This is a genomic window from Rhodococcus sp. NPDC058639 (genome assembly GCF_042717545.1).
Lineage (GTDB): Bacteria > Actinomycetota > Actinomycetes > Mycobacteriales > Mycobacteriaceae > Rhodococcus.
In genome coordinates this window covers 144,273-161,251 of sequence record NZ_JBHXRF010000010.1, presented here as the reverse complement: position 1 = coordinate 161,251, position 16,979 = coordinate 144,273, and the positions used below count along the sequence as shown (strand labels likewise).

The following is a 16,979-nucleotide window of genomic DNA, read 5'->3' as shown; positions in this document are numbered from 1 at the left end:
GTACTGCACTCGACAGGGTGTGGGAGAGTAGGACACCGCCGAACACCCGTTTGCTGGAGGCCCCCAACTGTGTTGGGGGCCTTCAGTGTTTTGTGTATGCAGTGTTGTTTTGTGTATGCAGTGTTTTGCCAGGCAGATCCGCCGGCAGGTGTTGTCGAGGGGGCCACGAAATGTGGCCCCCTCGACTGCGTTCAGACGGGGTTACGCCTTGGGGGACTTGGGCTTCGGCCGGGCGACCGGGCGCGGCAACGCGCGCGTGAGGCGCGGCGCCCAGCCGTGCGACGGCCATCGCTTGAGCCCCAAGCGATCCGGGCTGAGCCGCGTATCGACGAACTTGGGCTCGAGGTCCGGATCGGATTCACCGAAGAAGCGGTAGAGCACCGTGCCGCCGTTCTCCTCACTGCGCCCCGCCGCTTCCCACCGCGTTGCCCGGTACACCGCGCGAACGATGTTGTCGGCCACCACGATGATCGGCAAGCCGTCGATGCCGCGCGCTGCCGTGCCGGCGGGCCACGGCTTTGCTGCCAGTGCACGAACCTGTGCCGCGTCGGCGTTCGTTGCCTCGTTGATGCGGAGGACGACGCACGGTGTCGGTAATTCCGGTGCAGGGGTCGCCGAATACTGGCGCACAAGTTCGGAGATCGGGATCGCGGTGCGGTCCGCCTCCGAAACATCCGTTGTACCCGCGAGATTGGTGAGTATGCACTCACCCCTGTGCGGCTCGATCAAGCCGAGCGCAGCGATCACTGCCTGCGCGGTCACGTCCGCCGTATGGTCGGCGTCGGACTTCGGGTCGAGACGGTCGGCCACCACGTAGTGGTCCACCGAATAGCCCGAGTCGTAGATGGCCTTGATACGGCGAATCGCGGCCTCGGTTTCCGGGGTCGCCGGTGGCGCTTTCTCCCCGGCTTCGGCGAGTTTGTGGGTTTCTCCGAGGGCTGACCAGACCAGAGTGAAGATCCGATTTCCACGTCCGGTTCCGATGTAGACGATGCTGCGATCGCGAGGATCGAGCAGGGCGTAGACATACGCACCGAGCTGGTCGATCACAGGCTGCGGCATCGGCTGGGGAGTCGGGGTACGGTCGTCGACCTGAGCGACGATCGCGCGCAGCACGGTCAGGCGGAGCGACACGGGCACCCTGCCGGCGGAACCGCCGAACAGTTCGCGGTTGGCCGCATCAACGGTGCTGAAGGTGCGCCCGGCGTGCTTGCTGAGCGCGCCGAGAGCCAGAGTGAACTCTTCGAGCCTCTGGCGGGGATCGTCTGCGGTGTCGGGCAGCTCATTGCTGGTCAGAAACATCTGGATCTCGGGAGATTCCAGCAAAGTTTGGGCAATGTTCAGAGGAACTGTCCACACGGTACGCATGGTGCGACTCTAGGCCAATACCGATGGCCGAGTGCCCCTCCGCGCACAGTCCACATGACTCGATGCCGCCGGTCCACGCGCCACCCACAGCGCCGAGGCCACGTTCGATTCCCCGGGATCCCGATCGTCGTCCGGATTGCCCGAACTTGTCGTGCGCGGCAAAAGGGGCGCGCCGTCGACCCGAGGATTTTCGCCGGTCGAGGAGATCCGCACGGGCGCGGGCACGCTCTGCGGTGCCAAATAACGGCACCGCTGCCTCCCCGCCGACCGTCGTCGCTTAACGTATAGCTCGTGAGCATCCCAGCCTCTGATGCCGCGGGTTCTGCGGCGAGTACGGCGTCGGCATGGCCCGCGCTTCTCACCTGGCGAGCGCTGGACGCGCCCCGAATGGAATCTGTGCGCGTGCAGCTCAACGGCCGCCGGATCAAAGCGTCCGGTCGCATCGTGGGTGGCGCGTGCGACGACCACCCCGCATTCAGCGCGTCCTACGACCTGGTGACCGACGAAAACGGCGTCACGCGCCGGCTGTCCGTGCGGACCACCGTCGCGGCGGGTGAGCGACACATGTCGATCAGCCGTTCCGAAGAGGGCATCTGGATGGTCGACAACGGCACGCATCACCAACGTTCCACGTTCGGTGGCGCGCTGGACGTCGATGTCATCCTGAGCCCGTTCTTCAATGCGCTGCCGATCCGGCGATACGGACTGCAGTCGGGCTCCGCCGACCTCGAGGTCCCGGTGGTGTACGTGAACCTCGTCGATCTGGGCGTGCAGGAAGCAGCCGTGATGTACAGCAGCGCGTCCGACGGCATCCATGTGCTGTCGCCCGTGTCGACGTCGTCGGTGACCGTCGACGCGGACGGATTCGTCATGGAGTACCGCGGGCTGGCCGAGCGGATCTAGTCGTCGGCCGTTTCCACCGCTAGAGCGATCGCAAGTGCGGTGGACTCGGAGGGGTGGCTCCCGTGTCCGCCGGTTCCCGCGGTGAGTCCGACCACCTGCAGGCCGATCGGTCTCGTGCCGCCGCCCGGTGCGGGTACCGACAACGCGGGTACGCCGAGGACGCTGAAGGGAATGCAGTGCTCGAGCAGCGGCCTTCGCAGGGCCGACGGATCGCTGTCCTGGGGCGCCGAACGGATGCCGGTCGTTGCGGTGATCAGCGCGTCGAGTCCTTCCGATTTCCGCAGACGATCCACGACGTCGCGGCGCAGGCGTGAGACCGTCCGCACCGCGCGCACGTACTCGTAGGCGGGACGGTCCCGCTGCGCTGCCAGTAGCGCCGCCGTGGCGGGCTGGTAGCGCTCTGGGGTCGACTCGAACCACTCGCGATGGGTGTCGTAGGCCTCCGAGCCGGTGACGACGGGATACACCTCGAGAAGCTCCTCCGTTTCCGGCAGGGTCACCTCGACCACCTCCGCACCCAGGTCGGCCAGCGTCCGGCACGCGGCATCGATGGCTGCCTCGAACTCCGGGTCGGGAAAGCCCCAGATGGTGCCGCGGAGGCGACCGATACGAAGCCCGGATACAGGGGTTCGCAGGTGCGCGATGCCCGGGATCGCACCCCACGCGAGCGCGACATCCAGCGTGTCCGCGGCGAGCAGACCCACGTGATCGAACGTCGTCGACAACGGGAATGCCCCGTCGACGGGTAGTGCTCCGTGACCCGGCTTGAAACCGACGATTCCGCACAATGCGGCCGGGGTGCGCACACTGCATCCGGTGTCGGTGCCGAGGGCAACGGGGACGACCCCCCGCGCAACCAGAACCGCTGATCCCGACGACGAGCCGCCACTGATGAGTCCGGGTTCGTGCGGATGCGCAGCGGGCCCGGATGCATTGACGAGACCCGTCGGACCGTAGGCGAATTCGTGAAGGTGGGTCTTCGCGACGATGATCGCGCCCGCCTCCCGCAGCTTCCGGATGATGCGGGCATCCGACGTCGCGGGCGGGGCGTCGTCGAGCACGGCGCTGCCGCAGCGGGTGGGCATGCCGGCGACGTCGATGTTGTCTTTGACCGCGACGGCGACGCCGTGCAGCGGTCCGATCCAGTTGCCGGCGGCGATCTCCCCGTCGGCGCGTGCTGCGGATTCGAGGGCGGCCGCGTCGTCTCGGGCCGCAACGATGTTCTGCCAGGGTGTGCCGTCGAGTGCGTCGAGATCGGCCAGTACCTGGCGGATGTGTTCCGTCGGCGTGAGCTTGCCGGTCGTGATCGCCGAGGCGATGTCGCGCAGGGTCATCGGGCCCATACCTCTCCGCGGCGTCCGGCCTCGCGAAGTGCGGTGAGCCAGTCACCCTCCCCGGGTACGACGCCGGTGATGGGGACGCGGGTCTGCTGGTCGTACCGGGCGCGGGCGTCGAACCCGGCGCGGGTGAGGTCGGCGGTGCTGCCGTCGGCAAGCTGTTCCCGCGCGGCCGACAGCACCGCCAGGGTCTCGTCGAGCGCTGCGAGCAACGCTGAGGCGTTGGCTTCGCACATCGCGTCGACGAGTGCCGGAGCGGTCGCTGCCACGCGGGTGCCGTCGCGGAACGAGCCCGCAGCCAATCCGAGTGCCAGATCGCCACCGGCGGCCCCCGCCAGCGCGAGGGCTTCGGCCAGCACGTGAGGCAGGTGCGAGATCCGGGCGACCGCCGCATCGTGTTCGGCGGACTCGGCCGGCACGACGACAGAGCCACAGTCGAGCGCGAGGTCCGCGACCGCCTGCCACACCTCGGGGTCGGTGCCGTCGTCGACCGTCACGACCCACACCGCGTCACGGAACAGATCGACGGTGCTCGCGGCCCAACCCGACTCGGCGGTACCGGCCATCGGGTGTCCGCCGACGAAACGCCTGGACAGGCCATGTGCGGCGACGGCGGCTGCCACCTCCGATTTGACGCTGACGACATCGGTGAGCGCGACATCCGGGGCGTGTTCGGCGATCGCCTCGAGGATGCTCCCGACCGCCGGCATCGGAACCGCGATCACCACGATCGCATTCGCATCGGCAGCGCGTTCGAGCGTCGCGGCCAAGTCCGTGCTCGCGTCGAAACCCAGATCGCGGGCCGCGTGCACAACCTCCGGTGAGCGGTTGTACCCCCACGCGTGGCGGCCGGTCGCGGCCGCTGCGCGGAGAAGCGATCCTCCGATCAGGCCGAGGCCGAGGACACATACGGGCGGGGCGAACGTCGCGGTAGGCACTGCTCCAGGTTGGCATATTCGGGCGTGGGCTTCATTCGCGGGACGAGGCAGACTACCGTTGCGCGCATGGCTGCACAACGCGTAGGGAACAAGAGTCCTTCGGTGAGTTCGATCGAGGACCTCGACGGTTTTGCCGTCGCCGTGACGCGTGAAGACGGGCTCTGGAAGTGCCGGGCACTCACAGATGCGGCACTGACGAGCCTGGAGACGGCCGTGACGGAGTTGCGGGAACTACGCAGTTCCGGCGCCGTGTTCGGTCTGCTGAATGTCGACGACGAGTTCTTCGTCATCATCCGTCCCGCGCCCTCGGGCACCCGGTTGCTGGTGTCCGACGCGACGATGGCGATCGACTACGACATTGCGGCCGACGTCCTCGACGCTTTGAACGTCGACATCCCGGACATCGATCCGGATGAACTGGACGACGTGGAGCCGTGGGAGGAAGGCGACCTCGCAATCCTCAAAGACATGGGTCTGCCCGAACCGGTGCTGGCGGTGATCCTGTCCGAGACGGACCTCTATCCCGACGAGCAGCTCGAGGAGATCGCCCAACGTCTCGGATTCGACGACGTATGGGCCGCCGCTCTGGACAAACTGCGTTAGATGGGCCTGCGCGACGACGAAAAACTGATTCGGGTCGCGCTGGAGGCTGCGGCCGCTGCGCCTGCCGGGGACGTTCCGGTGGGCGCCGCGGTGTTTGCGGCCGACGGCACGGAGCTGGCCCGGGCCGCGAACTCGCGTGAGGCCACAGGGGACCCCACCGCACACGCCGAGGTGCTGGCGCTGCGGGCGGCCGCGCGCGTGTACGGAGACGGCTGGCGTCTGGAGGGCGCAACGCTCGCGGTCACCCTCGAGCCCTGCACCATGTGCGCAGGGGCGGCGGTCCTCGCACGCGTCGAACGGATCGTCTTCGGTGCCTGGGAGCCCAAGACAGGGGCCGTGGGATCGCTGTGGGACGTCGTGCGGGACCGGCGGCTCACCCATCGCCCACAGGTGCGCGGCGGTGTGCTCGCAGACGAGTGCGCGGGGGTTCTCGAGGAGTTCTTCAGAGCCCGACGCGACCCCCATCCAGGCCTTTGACCAGCCGATTTCAATGCAGGCGATCCATCCGGTAGAGTCTTTTAGCGGTGGCGTGTCCGAGCGGCCTAAGGAGCACGCCTCGAAAGCGTGTGACGGGTAACCCCCGTCCGAGGGTTCAAATCCCTCCGCCACCGCCATAAAGTCCCTCACCTGTTCATACAGGTGAGGGACTTTTTTGTCTGGTGGATCAGGAGTGGGTTCAGTCCCCTTCGAACCGGGCCCGAACCTCCCGCATCTTTGCCTGGAGTTCGTCGGGATCGATCACCCCGCGGTCGAGCAGTGTATGTGCGGTGGCGATCGCGGACCTGGTATGGACCGGGAACTCGCGGTAGATATCTTCGCCGAGAGCGTCCTCCGTCTGGCGACGCTCGAGGTTGTCCCAGACGTTGCGCCAGGAGAGACACTCGACGGTCGCCTGCATGCTCGACTCCCAGGGCGCCGGCTTACGGTCCAGTTCCGGCAGCGACGTCTCCCGGACCGCATCATCCCCGAGCAACCCCAGAATGATCTCGTGGGCATCGACCGAATCGCGCCGGTCGAACCTTTGCTTGTCAACTGTCACTGTTGACCTCCGACCTGCGAGGGTGCCTTTTCCGCGGTCCAATCTGCCTGTGGCAGAGCGACACCGATCATGGTGTCGCGGGTGACGATCGCGGCGAGCTGGTCCTCTGTCCAGCCCTCCGTGCCTTCCGGACGCATCGGCATCACCATGAACCGTGACTTCTGGTTGGAGTCGTGGACGCGCACTTCGACATCCGAGGGGAAATGGAGACCGAACTCGGCGAGCACCTCGCGGGGACGGCGCACGAGCCGGCGGCGATAGTTGGGAGTCCGGTACCAGTCGGGCGACATGCCGAGGACGGGCCTCGGGTAACACGAACACAGGGTGCAAACGATCATGTTGTGCACCTGGGGTGTGTTCTCCAGGACGTAGAAGAACGTGTAGTCGCTGGGGGTACCTGTCCCGGTCGGGTCCAGCCAGTCGACGCCTACCGCTTTGGAGGCTTCGGTGCCATTCTCGAGTAGTTGACGCTTGAAGTCGGGGTCGAGCCATGCCTTGGCGACGAGGTGGGAACCCTTGGAAGGACCGATCGACTCCGCCCACTCCGAGAATCGGCGGTGGTCTTCGGATGAGAACAGACCTTTTTCGATCGACAGTTCCCGGATGGCGGCCTCGAGTACTTCGAATTCGCCTACCTCAGGGCCTTCCTGGATCGCATCGTGGCCTTCGTGGCTGTGATTTTCGCTCATTATGCTTCGTCCTTTGCGGGTGCAAGCCAGCGCTCGGAGCACTCTGTTTCGAGGGTATCGACATCGAATCCGGTGTATGGGTCCCACAGGTCGGTCTGGAGGAACCGCACGACATAGAACGGTTCGGTGCGCCCGTTCTCGAGGCGGTCCCATGCCTCGTCCTCCGGGATGACCCATTCGGGACGGTACTCGACGACGACGCCTGTGTGGCCGCGCACGAACGCCTGTGTGCGAGTGTGGAACAGGGACGTCGCGTCCTTTACCGTAACGCGGTCACCGATCTGGTATTTCGTCATGATCGCTCCTCGCTCAAACGCTCGCGGACAGCGTCGATCTTGGCTGACAATTCATCTGGTGTGATCAGGCCTTTGTCGATAAGAGTCTTGGTGGCGACGGTGATCCAGCGCGCGTAGTACGGAAGGCCGAAGTAAAGCGTCGCGCCCAGATCATTTTCGGCACGGCGCCGCATCTCGGAATTCCACGCGCCTCGCCAGCCCAGGCATTCACAGGTGACGTACGTGTTCATCTCCCACGCCTCTTCGACCTTTTCCTTGTATTCGACGGGCAGGTCGGGCTGGCCACCAACGTCGTGGAGCACGTGCCGCAGTGCGGCATATCGGGTGTTGGACAACGTGTACGGGGAGTCCTGTACCTCGTGGATGGCTGGGGCGATGTCGGCGAGCAGGCTCGTCAGGGTGTTGAACGACGTGCTGGGGCTGGGTGTGTTCTTCTCTGCGCTCGATTGCTTAGCCGGTGCACTCATTGTGTTTCCGATCCGATCTTGTCGGTGGTTCCTCGCGGGAAGTCCCTCGCGGGGCGGACAGGGAATGGGAATCACATGGCCGACATAGGCGCCGCCTCACGGACCGGCGGGCGGGCCGACCGGTCGGATAAGTATGCAAATACGAGACCCAGGCTCGCCCAAAGGGTTGTCTGGGTAGCTAGTGTGGACAGCCGGAATTCCCACAGCAACGTGGCGGGGAACCCGTCGGTCACTTCGTTGACGGACGGCAGCAGAACACAACCGAGGACCGCGACGACGAGGAAAGCGAGAGCCGTAGCCGCGATGCGGGCGACAGGTTCGAGTCGTTTCGCCGATGCAGTAGCCACGTACGCGGCGACTACCACTGCCAGTAGTCCTATGGCCACGGCGGCGAGCCAGAGCCAGGTGCGTTGGCCGAAGGTCTCGGGGTCGCCTACGGCCGGAGGATTCGGCGGATATTTCACGTACGGCACCATCACGACGGCGAGCCATGCGGCTCCGGCGAGGCCGAGACTCAGCGTTACGGCGGAGACCGGGACGGTCCGCCGAATCGCGTACGCCACCGAGGCGAAGATCGCGCCCAGCGCGACGCCTGCCAACGTAGTCGCGAGGAACAATCCTGCGCGCTGACCTGTCCGAGAGACGAGGGGCTCGTCGTCGTGGTGTTCTGCAGTAGCGACTCCGCCGGAGTCCGATTCGCCATGCGAATGCGGTTCTGAAACAGAGCTTTCCAGTGCTACGGCAGCCTCTACCTGAGGCTCTCCGACAACGAAGGCCACGCCGCCGGCCAACAGCCCGGCGAGAAGTCCCGCCAGGAGCCCGCGGACCAGTAACCGAGTGTACGTTCCGGTCAGTGACATGGCAGTCCGAGGAGGTGTCGTCCGTCGTGCATCAGTTCGTGCAGGTACATGCCACTGCGCGAGAGCACACCGTTGTCGAAACCGACCAAATAGAGCGTGAGGAATGCGAGCAGGACTACGCCCACCGCGATGAGAGCTGCGTTGACGGCTTCCGTTGTCTGTTCGGGCACTGCGGTGAATGTCATGGTTTACCCCTGAAGGTTGAGCCCCGTCGGCCTGTCCGGTGTCGTAGAACGGTGCGAACTAACGAACTGTTGCGCGGGGTGCGAGCGGGTACGACCACTCAACGGTACATCCGCGTCGGCCGGACGAATAGTCTTCTGGATTTGTTCCACCTGAAACTCACTGCCGAGAACTATTCGGTCTGTATGACCGTTGTGGCGTTTTTGCGACTATTGACTTCGTCGTCGCGTGGGAGCGTATTGCACTCGGCGCAGCCAATTATTTCCGCGTTGCGGATCATGATCGTCCGCGGAAGGACGGGCAGATTCTTCGACGCTTCTTTCGCGCGAATCTCGTCGGCCCGCCGACGCCGGCAAGCTCTCCGCGTCGAATCTGACCGCCCTGGCCGAGGCGGGCACGACGTTCACCGTCGGCTCCCTGGTCGCAAAGGCTCCCGGGGGTGACATACCAGTTGTATTGGCGCGTAAGTGTATTCACTGATCATCAGGTCATCGGTACCGTCAAGCCCCGCCACGCTCGCAGCGTGGTCGCAGACAGGCGACGGGCCGAGCCGGTCCGGAACCCGACTCGGGACGCCACCTCGTCGCGGGCAATCCGGCGGTACACCCCGAACGTGCTGTCCGCGACAACCAAAAAAGACCGGTGTGGCGATCGCGTGGCCGGTCGATCGACCGCGGCCGCTGCGCACTTGATTCGTCCGACTTGAAATTCACTATTGTGAGAAATTCACTGTTCTGAGCGGTATTCGGTATGTATGACCGTTGTGGCGGCTTTGTGAATTGTTGATTTTGCCGTCTCTTGGGGAAGGTGTCGCATTATCGATGCAATTCTTGGTGAATTCAATTACTTCCGAGTGCGGGTCATGATCGTCCGCGGAAGGGATTCATCGGCCCGGTGCCGGGTTGCGGTCGGCGCCGCGTAACCACCGTCCGCAACCCTGGTCACAGCGGGCCGACCCGCGTTCGGCCAACGCGTCGAGCCATCCGCGCATCGGCCACCACCCCATCGATCATGAAAGATGTTGGCGTGGCGAGGATATCGTCCAGTCGTTCCACCGGAGGCCCCGATACCGGGTGATGCTGATGAAACGCAGGGGCTCGGTCCACCCAGCGAAGGCCGACGCCGCGGTGTCAGCGACGAGAGTGACCAGAGGAGCGTGTAGTTCTCACCGGTGACGACCTCACCGGCGCGCGGGTGGGGACGGGCGGGATACGGATCGATCAGCGCGTCCAGGTTGTACCCGCCGACCGGAGATGGTGGCAGGTAGGTCACCGGACCGACGTCGGGGCCGAACGCGTCATCGTTCCGGAATCCTCCATGGCGGCTGCTCACACCGAGTAGGTTCCTGCTCGGTACGAAAGGAACGAAGATGACTCGAGCCGGCAGCAAGCGTGACCGTGGTCTGTTCCGCGTCAAGTCGGTGGAGCAGTCCATCCGCGACACCGACGACCCGGATTCGAAGCTGCGCAAGGACCTCACCGCGTGGGACCTGGTCGTGTTCGGTGTCGCGGTCGTCGTCGGCGCCGGCATCTTCACGCTCACCGCTCGCACGGCCGGGAATGTCGCGGGGCCGTCGGTGTCGCTGGCGTTCGTCCTCGCCGCCATTGCCTGTGCTCTCGCCGCGCTGTGTTACGCGGAGTTCGCCTCCACCGTGCCTGTCGCGGGTAGCGCCTACACCTATTCGTTCGCGACATTCGGCGAGTTCGTCGCCTGGATCATCGGCTGGGATCTCATCCTGGAGTTCGCGCTCGCCGCCGCGGTGGTCGGCAAGGGCTGGTCGCTGTATCTCGGTGAGGTGATGGGCGGGCTGTCGTCGAGCGTGATGGTCGGACCGGTGAAGGTGGACTGGGGAGCGGTTCTGATCGTCGTAGTCATCGGCGTCGTCATCGCGTCCGGGACGAAGTTGTCCTCTCGGGTGTCCCTGGTGATCACCTCGATCAAGGTCGGTGTGGTCATCTTCGTCGTCGCGCTCGGGGCGTTCTACATCAAGGCGGAGAACTACGCGCCCTACATTCCGCCTGCCGAGGCCGCGGAGACCGACAACGGACTGCACCAGTCGCTGTTCTCTTTCGTCACGGGAGCGGGCGGCAGTACGTTCGGCTGGTACGGCCTGCTCGCTGCGGCGAGTCTCGTGTTCTTCGCATTCATCGGTTTCGACGTCGTCGCGACGACTGCCGAGGAGACGCGGAATCCGCAGAAAGCGGTGCCGATCGGGATCCTCGGTTCTCTCGCGATCGTCACAGTCCTCTATGTCGCGGTCAGTCTCACCCTGACGGGCATGGTGAATTACAAGGAACTCGAGGGCGACGAGTCGACGCTGGCCACCGCGTTCGCGATCAACGGCATGGACTGGGCGAAGAACCTCATTTCCTTCGGTGCTCTCGCCGGTCTCACGACAGTCGTGATGGTGCTGATGCTGGGCCAAACGCGGGTGCTGTTCGCGATGGCACGCGACGGCCTCATGCCTCGCCGACTCGCCCACACGGGCAAGCGGGGAACACCGGTGCGGACGACGGTCCTCGTCACCGTGGTGGTGGCTGTGCTTGCGGGCCTGGTTCCGCTGGGCACCCTCGAAGAGATGGTCAACATCGGCACGCTGTTCGCATTCGTCCTGGTGTCGATCGGAGTGCTTGTGCTGCGCCGCACCCGGGGTGATCTCGAACGCGGCTTCCGGGTGCCGTTGGTGCCGTACGTGCCGATACTCGCGGTGGTGGCCTGCCTGTGGCTCATGGTGAACCTCTCGGTAGAGACGTGGTTGCGCTTCGTCGTGTGGATGGCCATCGGGGTGGTCATCTACTTCGTGTACAGCCGACGCCATTCGGTGCTGGCAGGCACTCCTGATCGCGATCCGCCGGGATAGCTCCGCGGACCACCGCAGCGTGCGACCCATTCCCGCGTTCAACACCGCACGGCGTTGAAGCCTCAACTATTGTCGTGGGCATGCGCAAGCTCGGATGGTCCCTCGCAGCCATTGTCGTGATCGCGATCCTCGGGTTCTTCGTCGCGCCGTGGGTCTACGGCAACTTCATCGCCGAGGACGACGCGCCGGCAGCGTCGGTTTCCGAATCCGGTGCCGAAGCCGCGTCCGGTGAGTTGAACGGTTCCTGGGCGGTGACCGCGGGGACCGACCCGAACCGCACCGCCGCGGGCTACACCGTCGAGGAAATCCTGCGCGGAGCCGACGTCACCGTGGTGGGCAGCACCGACCAGGTGACCGGCACCGCCACGATCGAGAACGACACGCTCACTGCCGCCGAGGTGACGGTCCGGGTGGACTCCGTCACCACCGACAGTTCCCAGCGCGACGGGCAGTTTCGCGACCGGGTGATGAACACCGGGACCTATCCGACGGCAACGTTCGTCCTGACGGAACCGGTGGATCTGACGGCGCTCCCGACGGATGGAACGGCGACGACCGTGCCCGCGACGGGGACGCTGTCGCTGCGGGGACAGGAGCGACCGGCCACGGTGGAGGTGCAGGTCCTCCGCACCGGTGATGTCATCGTGGCGTCCGGAAGCATCCCGACGGTCTGGTCGGATTACGGTGTGGAACCGCCGAACCTCGGGTTCGTGACCGTCGACGGCACCGGAAGCATCGACTTCCTGATCACGCTCGAGCGGAACTGACTGTCTCCGAACCCTGCCGGTCGTGTGCGGGAGTCCACCCGGGCGGTCCGAACACGTAACCCATCTTGTCGCGCAAGGTCGTTGCCGAACGCCAGTCGCGCGCGATCGCTTTGTACTCGTGGGTCTGCAACTCCCAGATCTTGTAGGTGCCCACGGGTTTCGTCAGGCCGTACGTCGGCCGGTGGGTCTCCGGCCGGAACGTGCCGAACATCCGGTCCCAGATGATGAACATGCCGGCGTAGTTGCGATCGAGGTACTCGGGGTCGCAGCCGTGGTGGACCCGGTGATGCGAGGGGGTGTTGAAAACGAACTCGACGAGCCTGGGCAGCGTGCCGACCCGCTCGGTGTGCACGAAGAACTGGTAGACGAGGTTCACGGAGAAGCCGAGGAACACCATCCACGGCGGGATTCCCAGCAGTGGAAGCGGCAGCCACATGATGATCTCGCCGCTGTTGTTCCACTTCTGGCGCAGAGCCGTCGCGAAGTTGAAGTACTCGCTCGAATGATGAGCTTGATGGGTGGCCCACACGAGGCGGACCCGGTGCGCGGTGCGGTGGTACCAGTAGAACAGCAGGTCGACGCCGACCAGCAGGATCACCCAGGTGTACCAGGCGTCGGCGGGCAGATGCCACGGCGCGACGTAGACCCAGATCGCGGAGTACCCGACGAGCGCGAGCACCTTCCAGAATGCGCTGGTGGCGATCGACACCAGTCCCATCGAGAGGCTTGCGCGTGCGTCGCGTGCTTCGTAGCCGCCTTTCGGCGGGTGCGACCGGCCATCGGGCCCGGGTTCGACGTGTTCGAGCGTGCGAGCCGCGACCCATTCCAGGACCAGGAACAACACGAAAGCCGGGATCGCGAGCGCGACCGGATCGTGCAGGGGCTCGAGCAACGACCCCCAGGAGTCGAAGAGGGTCTCCCGCATGGCACAACTCTTTCGATAGGTGTGAACAACGGTTCAATCTACTCGTGATGTGGTGCGTGTCACCAGTAGCCTGGGAATCGCGAACGGCCGTTTCCGCAGTTTGCTGGTAGGAATTGGGGGTTCCGTCGGCAGCGTAGTGAGAGGCGTGGAATGCACATCACCGCGAGGGTCGACTATGCCGTCCGTACCCTCCTCGAACTCGCCGCCAAAGGCGACGACCGCCCGGCGAAGGCCGAAACCCTCGCGACCGCGCAATCGATACCGCACAAGTTCCTGGAGGCGGTGCTCGCCGACCTGCGGAGGGGTGGGCTCGTATGCAGCAGGCGCGGCCCCGAAGGGGGTTATTGGCTCGCGCGTCCCCCGGGTGCCATCTCGATAGCCGACGTCATCCGGACGGTCGAGGGGCCGCTCGCGTCGGTGCGCGGGGAGCGGCCCGAGGACGTCGTCTACACCGGCGCGGCCGAGAAGTTGCGTGACGTCTGGATCGCGGTGCGGGTGAATCTGCGCGCGGTCCTCGAGGAGGTATCGCTCGAGGATGTCGTCGCCGACGACCTGCCCGCGTTCATCGAGGAACTCACCCGCGACCAGGACGCCTGGGAGCGCCGCCGAGTGTGACCTGCACCACTGTGAGTGCCCGGTGTGGGTAATCGCATAATCGTGCACACTTCTGCAAACTTACCGAGCTCTGCAATTTCTGTACGGTCGATGGAGTGAGTCTTCCCTCCTCAGGTCTGCGCGACCGTAAGAAGGCGGCGACGCGGGCGGCGCTCGCCGAAGCGGCCGCCGAACTTGCCCGCGAGCACGGTGTGCACGCGGTCACCGCCGATGCGATCGCCGCACGCGCAGGCGTTTCGACACGCACGTTCCACAACTACTTCGCCAGCAAGGAAGAAGCGGTCTTCGTTCATCTCGAGCGTGTGATCGAGGAATGGATCGAGATGTTGCGGCAGCGCCCGGCCGACGAACACATCCTCGATTCCCTCCGGGAATGCGCCGTCGGTCTCGTCACCGACCCGAAGTGGTCGTTCGACGAGATCGGTGCGTGCGTTTCGGTCGTGGAGGAATCCTCGGCACTGCTCGTCCGGGGTATCGAGGTCGAGCGACGGTCGACGCGGATGCTCGTCGACGTCATCGCCGAACGCACGGGCACCGATCCGGGCGTGGAACTGTTTCCCAACCTGATCCACCACCTGGCTCTCGGCGCGATCAAGGCAGCGATCGAGATGCATCTCGCGGGAGCCGACCGGTCACCCGAAGACCTCATCCGCGACGCCTTCGGCCGGTTGCGTCTCGGCTTCCAGTAACGCGAGTACGCCCTACGGCGGTCGACTCGACCCCTCCCTCAGCAAGAAAATGTCCGAACGAAAGGGTGCCTCGTGGCGACCTACCTATATCGGATCGGCAAGTTCGCCTACCGGCGAAAAGGCACGGTTCTCTCCTTCTGGCTGGCGATCCTCGTCCTGTTCGGTGTCGGCGCCGCGACGCTGTCGGGTCCGACCACCGACTCCTTCTCTCTGCCCGGTACCCCCGCGCAGAAGACACAGGACCTGATGGCCGAACGCTTCCCGTCGGCCGAAGATCCGATGAATCAGCTCAGCGCCCGGTATGTGTTCGCCGCCCCCGACGGTCAAACCCTCGACGAGCCCGCCAACATGCAGGCCATCGACGACGTGCTCGCCGCGGTGCGCGACATCGACCGCGTGGCGCCGCCGGCCAAGGTGGATCCGGCGACGGCGACCCCCGAGGAGCAGGCCGGTGTACTGGCCAACCCGGTACTCGCCGACGCGGGCCTCGTCGAACAGATGAAGGCGGCCGGTGCGGAACAGGGACTGCCCGAGGACGCCGCTCTTGCGAACGCCGCCGCACTGTCGCCGTTGAGCTCCGACCGCACGGTCGGCTTCGTCACCGTGCCGTTCACCGGCGAGATGAGCGACGTCGACGACACCGTGCGTGACCAGATCGCGGCCGCGGCGGACATCGGCCGCGACGCCGGCCTGACCGTGGAGGTCAGCGGGACTGCTGCCAGCGCGGTCGAACTCCCCGGCGGTACCGCGGAACTCGTCGGCATCGGCATTGCGGCAATCGTGCTCGCCCTGACGTTCGGTTCCCTGGTCGCGGCCGGTCTGCCGCTCATCACCGCCCTGGTCGGCATCGGCATCGGCAGCATGGGCATCACCATCGCGACCGGCTTCACCGACCTCAGCTCGATGACACCGACCCTCGCGATCATGATCGGTCTCGCGGTCGCAATCGACTACTCGTTGTTCATCGTCTCGCGCTTCCGGCACGAACTCACCGTCACCTCCGACCGTGCCGAAGCGGCAGGTCGCGCTGTGGGCACCGCCGGTTCGGCGGTCGTGTTCGCGGGTCTGACGGTCATCATCGCGCTCGCAGCCCTGCAAGTCGTGGGTATCCCGTTCCTCTCCGCGATGGGATACGCGGCAGCCTTCACCGTCTTCATGGCAGTGCTCATCGCCATCACCCTGCTGCCCGCCGTCCTCTCGCTCTTCGGTGAGAAGGCCTTCGCGGGGCGCATTCCCGGCCTGAAGGCCGGCGCAGGTGAGGACGACAAGCCCGGTGCCGCTCCGAAGTTTGCCGCCGCACTCGTGCGTCGCCCGCTCATCCCGCTCGTCGCGGGTGTGGTGCTGCTCGGCGTGCTCGCCATTCCCGCGACCGGCCTGCGACTCGCGCTGCCGAGCGAAGCGACCGGGGACCCCGCAACGAGCGCACGTCAGGCCTACGACCTGATCGACGAGGGCTTCGGCCCGGGACGCAACGGCCCGCTCGTCGTCGTCGCGGACGCCCGTGAGGCCGACGTGGACGCACCCGCTGCGTTCGGTGCGGTCGTCGCGTCGCTGTCCGAACACGACGAGGTCGTCAATGCGCAGATCGTGTCGGTCAACGAGGCCGGTGACACCGCGCAGATCCTCGTCACGCCGCGCAGCGGTCCGAGCGACGAAGCGACCATGGATCTCGTCTCGTCCATCCGTGACGACGAGTCCCGGCTGCAGGACGAGTTCGGAGTCTCGTACGGCATCACCGGGCAGACCGCGCTGGAAGGCGACGTGTCCGAGAGCCTCCAGAACGCTCTGGTTCCGTACCTCGCTGTGGTGGTCGGACTCGCATTCATCCTGCTCATGCTGGTGTTCCGCTCCATCCTTGTGCCGCTCACCGCGACGCTCGGCTTCCTGCTGAGTGTGCTCGCGACGTTCGGTGCCACCGTGGCGGTGTTCCAGGAAGGCTGGGGTGGGCTGATCTCCAACCCGCAACCCATCGTGAGCTTCATGCCGATCTTCCTGATCGGCGTCGTCTTCGGCTTGGCGATGGACTACCAGGTGTTCCTGGTGACCCGCATGCGCGAGGAGTTCGTGCACGGTGCGTCGGCGAAGGATGCGGTGGTGTCCGGCTTCGGCCACGGCGCCCGTGTCGTCAGCGCGGCGGCGGTCATCATGATCTCGGTGTTCGCGGCCTTCATCGCCGAACCGAACTCGCTGATCAAGTCGATGGGCTTCGCGCTCGCCGTCGCCGTGTTCTTCGACGCCTTCATCGTGCGGATGGTCATCATTCCGGCGGTGATGGCGCTGCTCGGCGACAAGGCGTGGTGGCTGCCGAAGTGGCTCGACAAGATCCTTCCGAACGTCGACGTGGAGGGTGAGAAGCTCACTCGTGAACTCGCCGCCGACGAGGTGGAGCCGGAGACAGAAACGGCCCGGGTGTGACGATCCGGTCGGCGGTCACCGGTGT

At 65.6% G+C, this 16,979-nt stretch carries 18 protein-coding genes and 1 tRNA gene; 9 read left to right on the top strand and 10 right to left on the bottom strand.

Features of this window, described 5'->3' with window-relative positions; translation table 11 throughout:
• Positions 1 to 201 precede the first annotated feature (201 nt).
• Positions 202 to 1,368, bottom strand: coding sequence for a GIY-YIG nuclease family protein (locus tag ACFWU2_RS19895; RefSeq protein WP_378609987.1), 1,167 nt, complete (start codon positions 1,366 to 1,368; stop codon positions 202 to 204).
• Positions 1,369 to 1,659: 291 nt separating this feature from the next.
• Between ACFWU2_RS19895 and ACFWU2_RS19890 the strand changes: the two genes are divergently transcribed.
• Positions 1,660 to 2,271: a putative glycolipid-binding domain-containing protein gene (locus tag ACFWU2_RS19890; protein WP_378609986.1), complete on the top strand. Its 612-nt coding sequence runs from the start codon at positions 1,660 to 1,662 to the stop codon at positions 2,269 to 2,271.
• Here the strand turns inward: ACFWU2_RS19890 and ACFWU2_RS19885 are convergent.
• Together ACFWU2_RS19885 and ACFWU2_RS19880 are read right to left on the bottom strand one after the other, a co-directional pair.
• Positions 2,268 to 3,614 carry an amidase gene (locus ACFWU2_RS19885; RefSeq protein WP_378609985.1) on the bottom strand — a complete coding sequence of 449 codons (1,347 nt, stop codon included), beginning with the start codon at positions 3,612 to 3,614 and terminating at the stop codon, positions 2,268 to 2,270. The genes ACFWU2_RS19890 and ACFWU2_RS19885 overlap by 4 nt on opposite strands.
• Positions 3,602 to 4,564 carry a prephenate dehydrogenase gene (locus tag ACFWU2_RS19880; RefSeq protein ID WP_378609999.1) on the bottom strand — a complete coding sequence of 321 codons (963 nt, stop codon included), beginning with the start codon at positions 4,562 to 4,564 and terminating at the stop codon, positions 3,602 to 3,604. The genes ACFWU2_RS19885 and ACFWU2_RS19880 overlap by 13 nt, the downstream gene beginning before the upstream one ends.
• Positions 4,565 to 4,612: 48 nt before the next feature.
• Here ACFWU2_RS19880 and ACFWU2_RS19875 point away from each other — a divergent pair, with 48 nt between their 5' ends.
• From ACFWU2_RS19875 to ACFWU2_RS19865, 3 genes are all read left to right on the top strand, one after another.
• Positions 4,613 to 5,149 (top strand): tRNA adenosine deaminase-associated protein, encoded by a 537-nt coding sequence (locus tag ACFWU2_RS19875; RefSeq protein ID WP_378609984.1) that lies wholly within the window; start codon positions 4,613 to 4,615, stop codon positions 5,147 to 5,149.
• Positions 5,150 to 5,626: a nucleoside deaminase gene (locus tag ACFWU2_RS19870; RefSeq protein ID WP_378609983.1), complete on the top strand. Its 477-nt coding sequence runs from the start codon at positions 5,150 to 5,152 to the stop codon at positions 5,624 to 5,626. It begins immediately after the preceding gene.
• 46 nt (positions 5,627 to 5,672) lie between these two features.
• Positions 5,673 to 5,763, top strand: a tRNA-Ser gene (locus ACFWU2_RS19865).
• 62 nt (positions 5,764 to 5,825) lie between these two features.
• Here the strand turns inward: ACFWU2_RS19865 and ACFWU2_RS19860 are convergent.
• From ACFWU2_RS19860 to ACFWU2_RS19835, 6 genes are all read right to left on the bottom strand, one after another.
• A complete protein-coding gene (locus ACFWU2_RS19860) occupies positions 5,826 to 6,134 on the bottom strand; it encodes a ScnB (protein WP_378609998.1) in 309 nt (102 codons plus the stop codon).
• A 50-nt stretch (positions 6,135 to 6,184) separates the two neighbouring features.
• Positions 6,185 to 6,877 carry a thiocyanate hydrolase subunit gamma gene (gene scnC / locus ACFWU2_RS19855; RefSeq protein WP_378609982.1) on the bottom strand — a complete coding sequence of 231 codons (693 nt, stop codon included), beginning with the start codon at positions 6,875 to 6,877 and terminating at the stop codon, positions 6,185 to 6,187.
• Complete coding sequence (locus tag ACFWU2_RS19850; RefSeq protein ID WP_072705115.1) at positions 6,877 to 7,173, bottom strand: SH3-like domain-containing protein; 297 nt, start codon at positions 7,171 to 7,173, stop codon at positions 6,877 to 6,879. The genes scnC and ACFWU2_RS19850 overlap by 1 nt, the downstream gene beginning before the upstream one ends.
• Positions 7,170 to 7,640, bottom strand: a complete 471-nt coding sequence (locus tag ACFWU2_RS19845; RefSeq protein ID WP_378609981.1) for a hypothetical protein — start codon at positions 7,638 to 7,640, stop codon at positions 7,170 to 7,172. The genes ACFWU2_RS19850 and ACFWU2_RS19845 overlap by 4 nt, the downstream gene beginning before the upstream one ends.
• 71 nt (positions 7,641 to 7,711) lie before the next feature.
• Positions 7,712 to 8,500 (bottom strand): CbtA family protein, encoded by a 789-nt coding sequence (locus ACFWU2_RS19840; RefSeq protein WP_378609980.1) that lies wholly within the window; start codon positions 8,498 to 8,500, stop codon positions 7,712 to 7,714.
• On the bottom strand, positions 8,491 to 8,685 hold the full coding sequence (locus ACFWU2_RS19835; protein WP_072705105.1) for a CbtB domain-containing protein: 195 nt from the start codon (positions 8,683 to 8,685) through the stop codon (positions 8,491 to 8,493). Before ACFWU2_RS19835 ends, ACFWU2_RS19840 begins: the two co-directional genes overlap by 10 nt.
• 1,367 nt (positions 8,686 to 10,052) lie before the next feature.
• Here ACFWU2_RS19835 and ACFWU2_RS19830 point away from each other — a divergent pair.
• Positions 10,053 to 11,543 carry an amino acid permease gene (locus tag ACFWU2_RS19830; protein WP_378609979.1) on the top strand — a complete coding sequence of 497 codons (1,491 nt, stop codon included), beginning with the start codon at positions 10,053 to 10,055 and terminating at the stop codon, positions 11,541 to 11,543.
• Positions 11,544 to 11,623: 80 nt separating this feature from the next.
• Positions 11,624 to 12,310 carry a YceI family protein gene (locus ACFWU2_RS19825; RefSeq protein ID WP_378609978.1) on the top strand — a complete coding sequence of 229 codons (687 nt, stop codon included), beginning with the start codon at positions 11,624 to 11,626 and terminating at the stop codon, positions 12,308 to 12,310.
• On the opposite strand, the gene ACFWU2_RS19820 is transcribed toward ACFWU2_RS19825, so the two are convergent.
• A complete protein-coding gene (locus ACFWU2_RS19820) occupies positions 12,291 to 13,235 on the bottom strand; it encodes a sterol desaturase family protein (protein ID WP_378609977.1) in 945 nt (314 codons plus the stop codon). The two genes, ACFWU2_RS19825 and ACFWU2_RS19820, sit on opposite strands and share 20 nt — an antisense overlap.
• Positions 13,236 to 13,385: 150 nt before the next feature.
• Between ACFWU2_RS19820 and ACFWU2_RS19815 the strand changes: the two genes are divergently transcribed.
• From ACFWU2_RS19815 to ACFWU2_RS19805, 3 genes are all read left to right on the top strand, one after another.
• Positions 13,386 to 13,850, top strand: coding sequence for an RrF2 family transcriptional regulator (locus ACFWU2_RS19815; RefSeq protein WP_378609976.1), 465 nt, complete (start codon positions 13,386 to 13,388; stop codon positions 13,848 to 13,850).
• 95 nt (positions 13,851 to 13,945) lie between these two features.
• The gene (locus ACFWU2_RS19810) at positions 13,946 to 14,539 is read left to right on the top strand and encodes a TetR family transcriptional regulator (protein WP_378609975.1); all 594 of its coding nucleotides are present in this window, start codon (positions 13,946 to 13,948) and stop codon (positions 14,537 to 14,539) included.
• A gap of 72 nt (positions 14,540 to 14,611) precedes the next feature.
• Entirely contained in the window at positions 14,612 to 16,954 is a 2,343-nt protein-coding gene (locus ACFWU2_RS19805) for an MMPL family transporter (RefSeq protein ID WP_378609974.1), read from the top strand.
• The last annotated feature ends 25 nt before the right edge of the window (positions 16,955 to 16,979 follow it).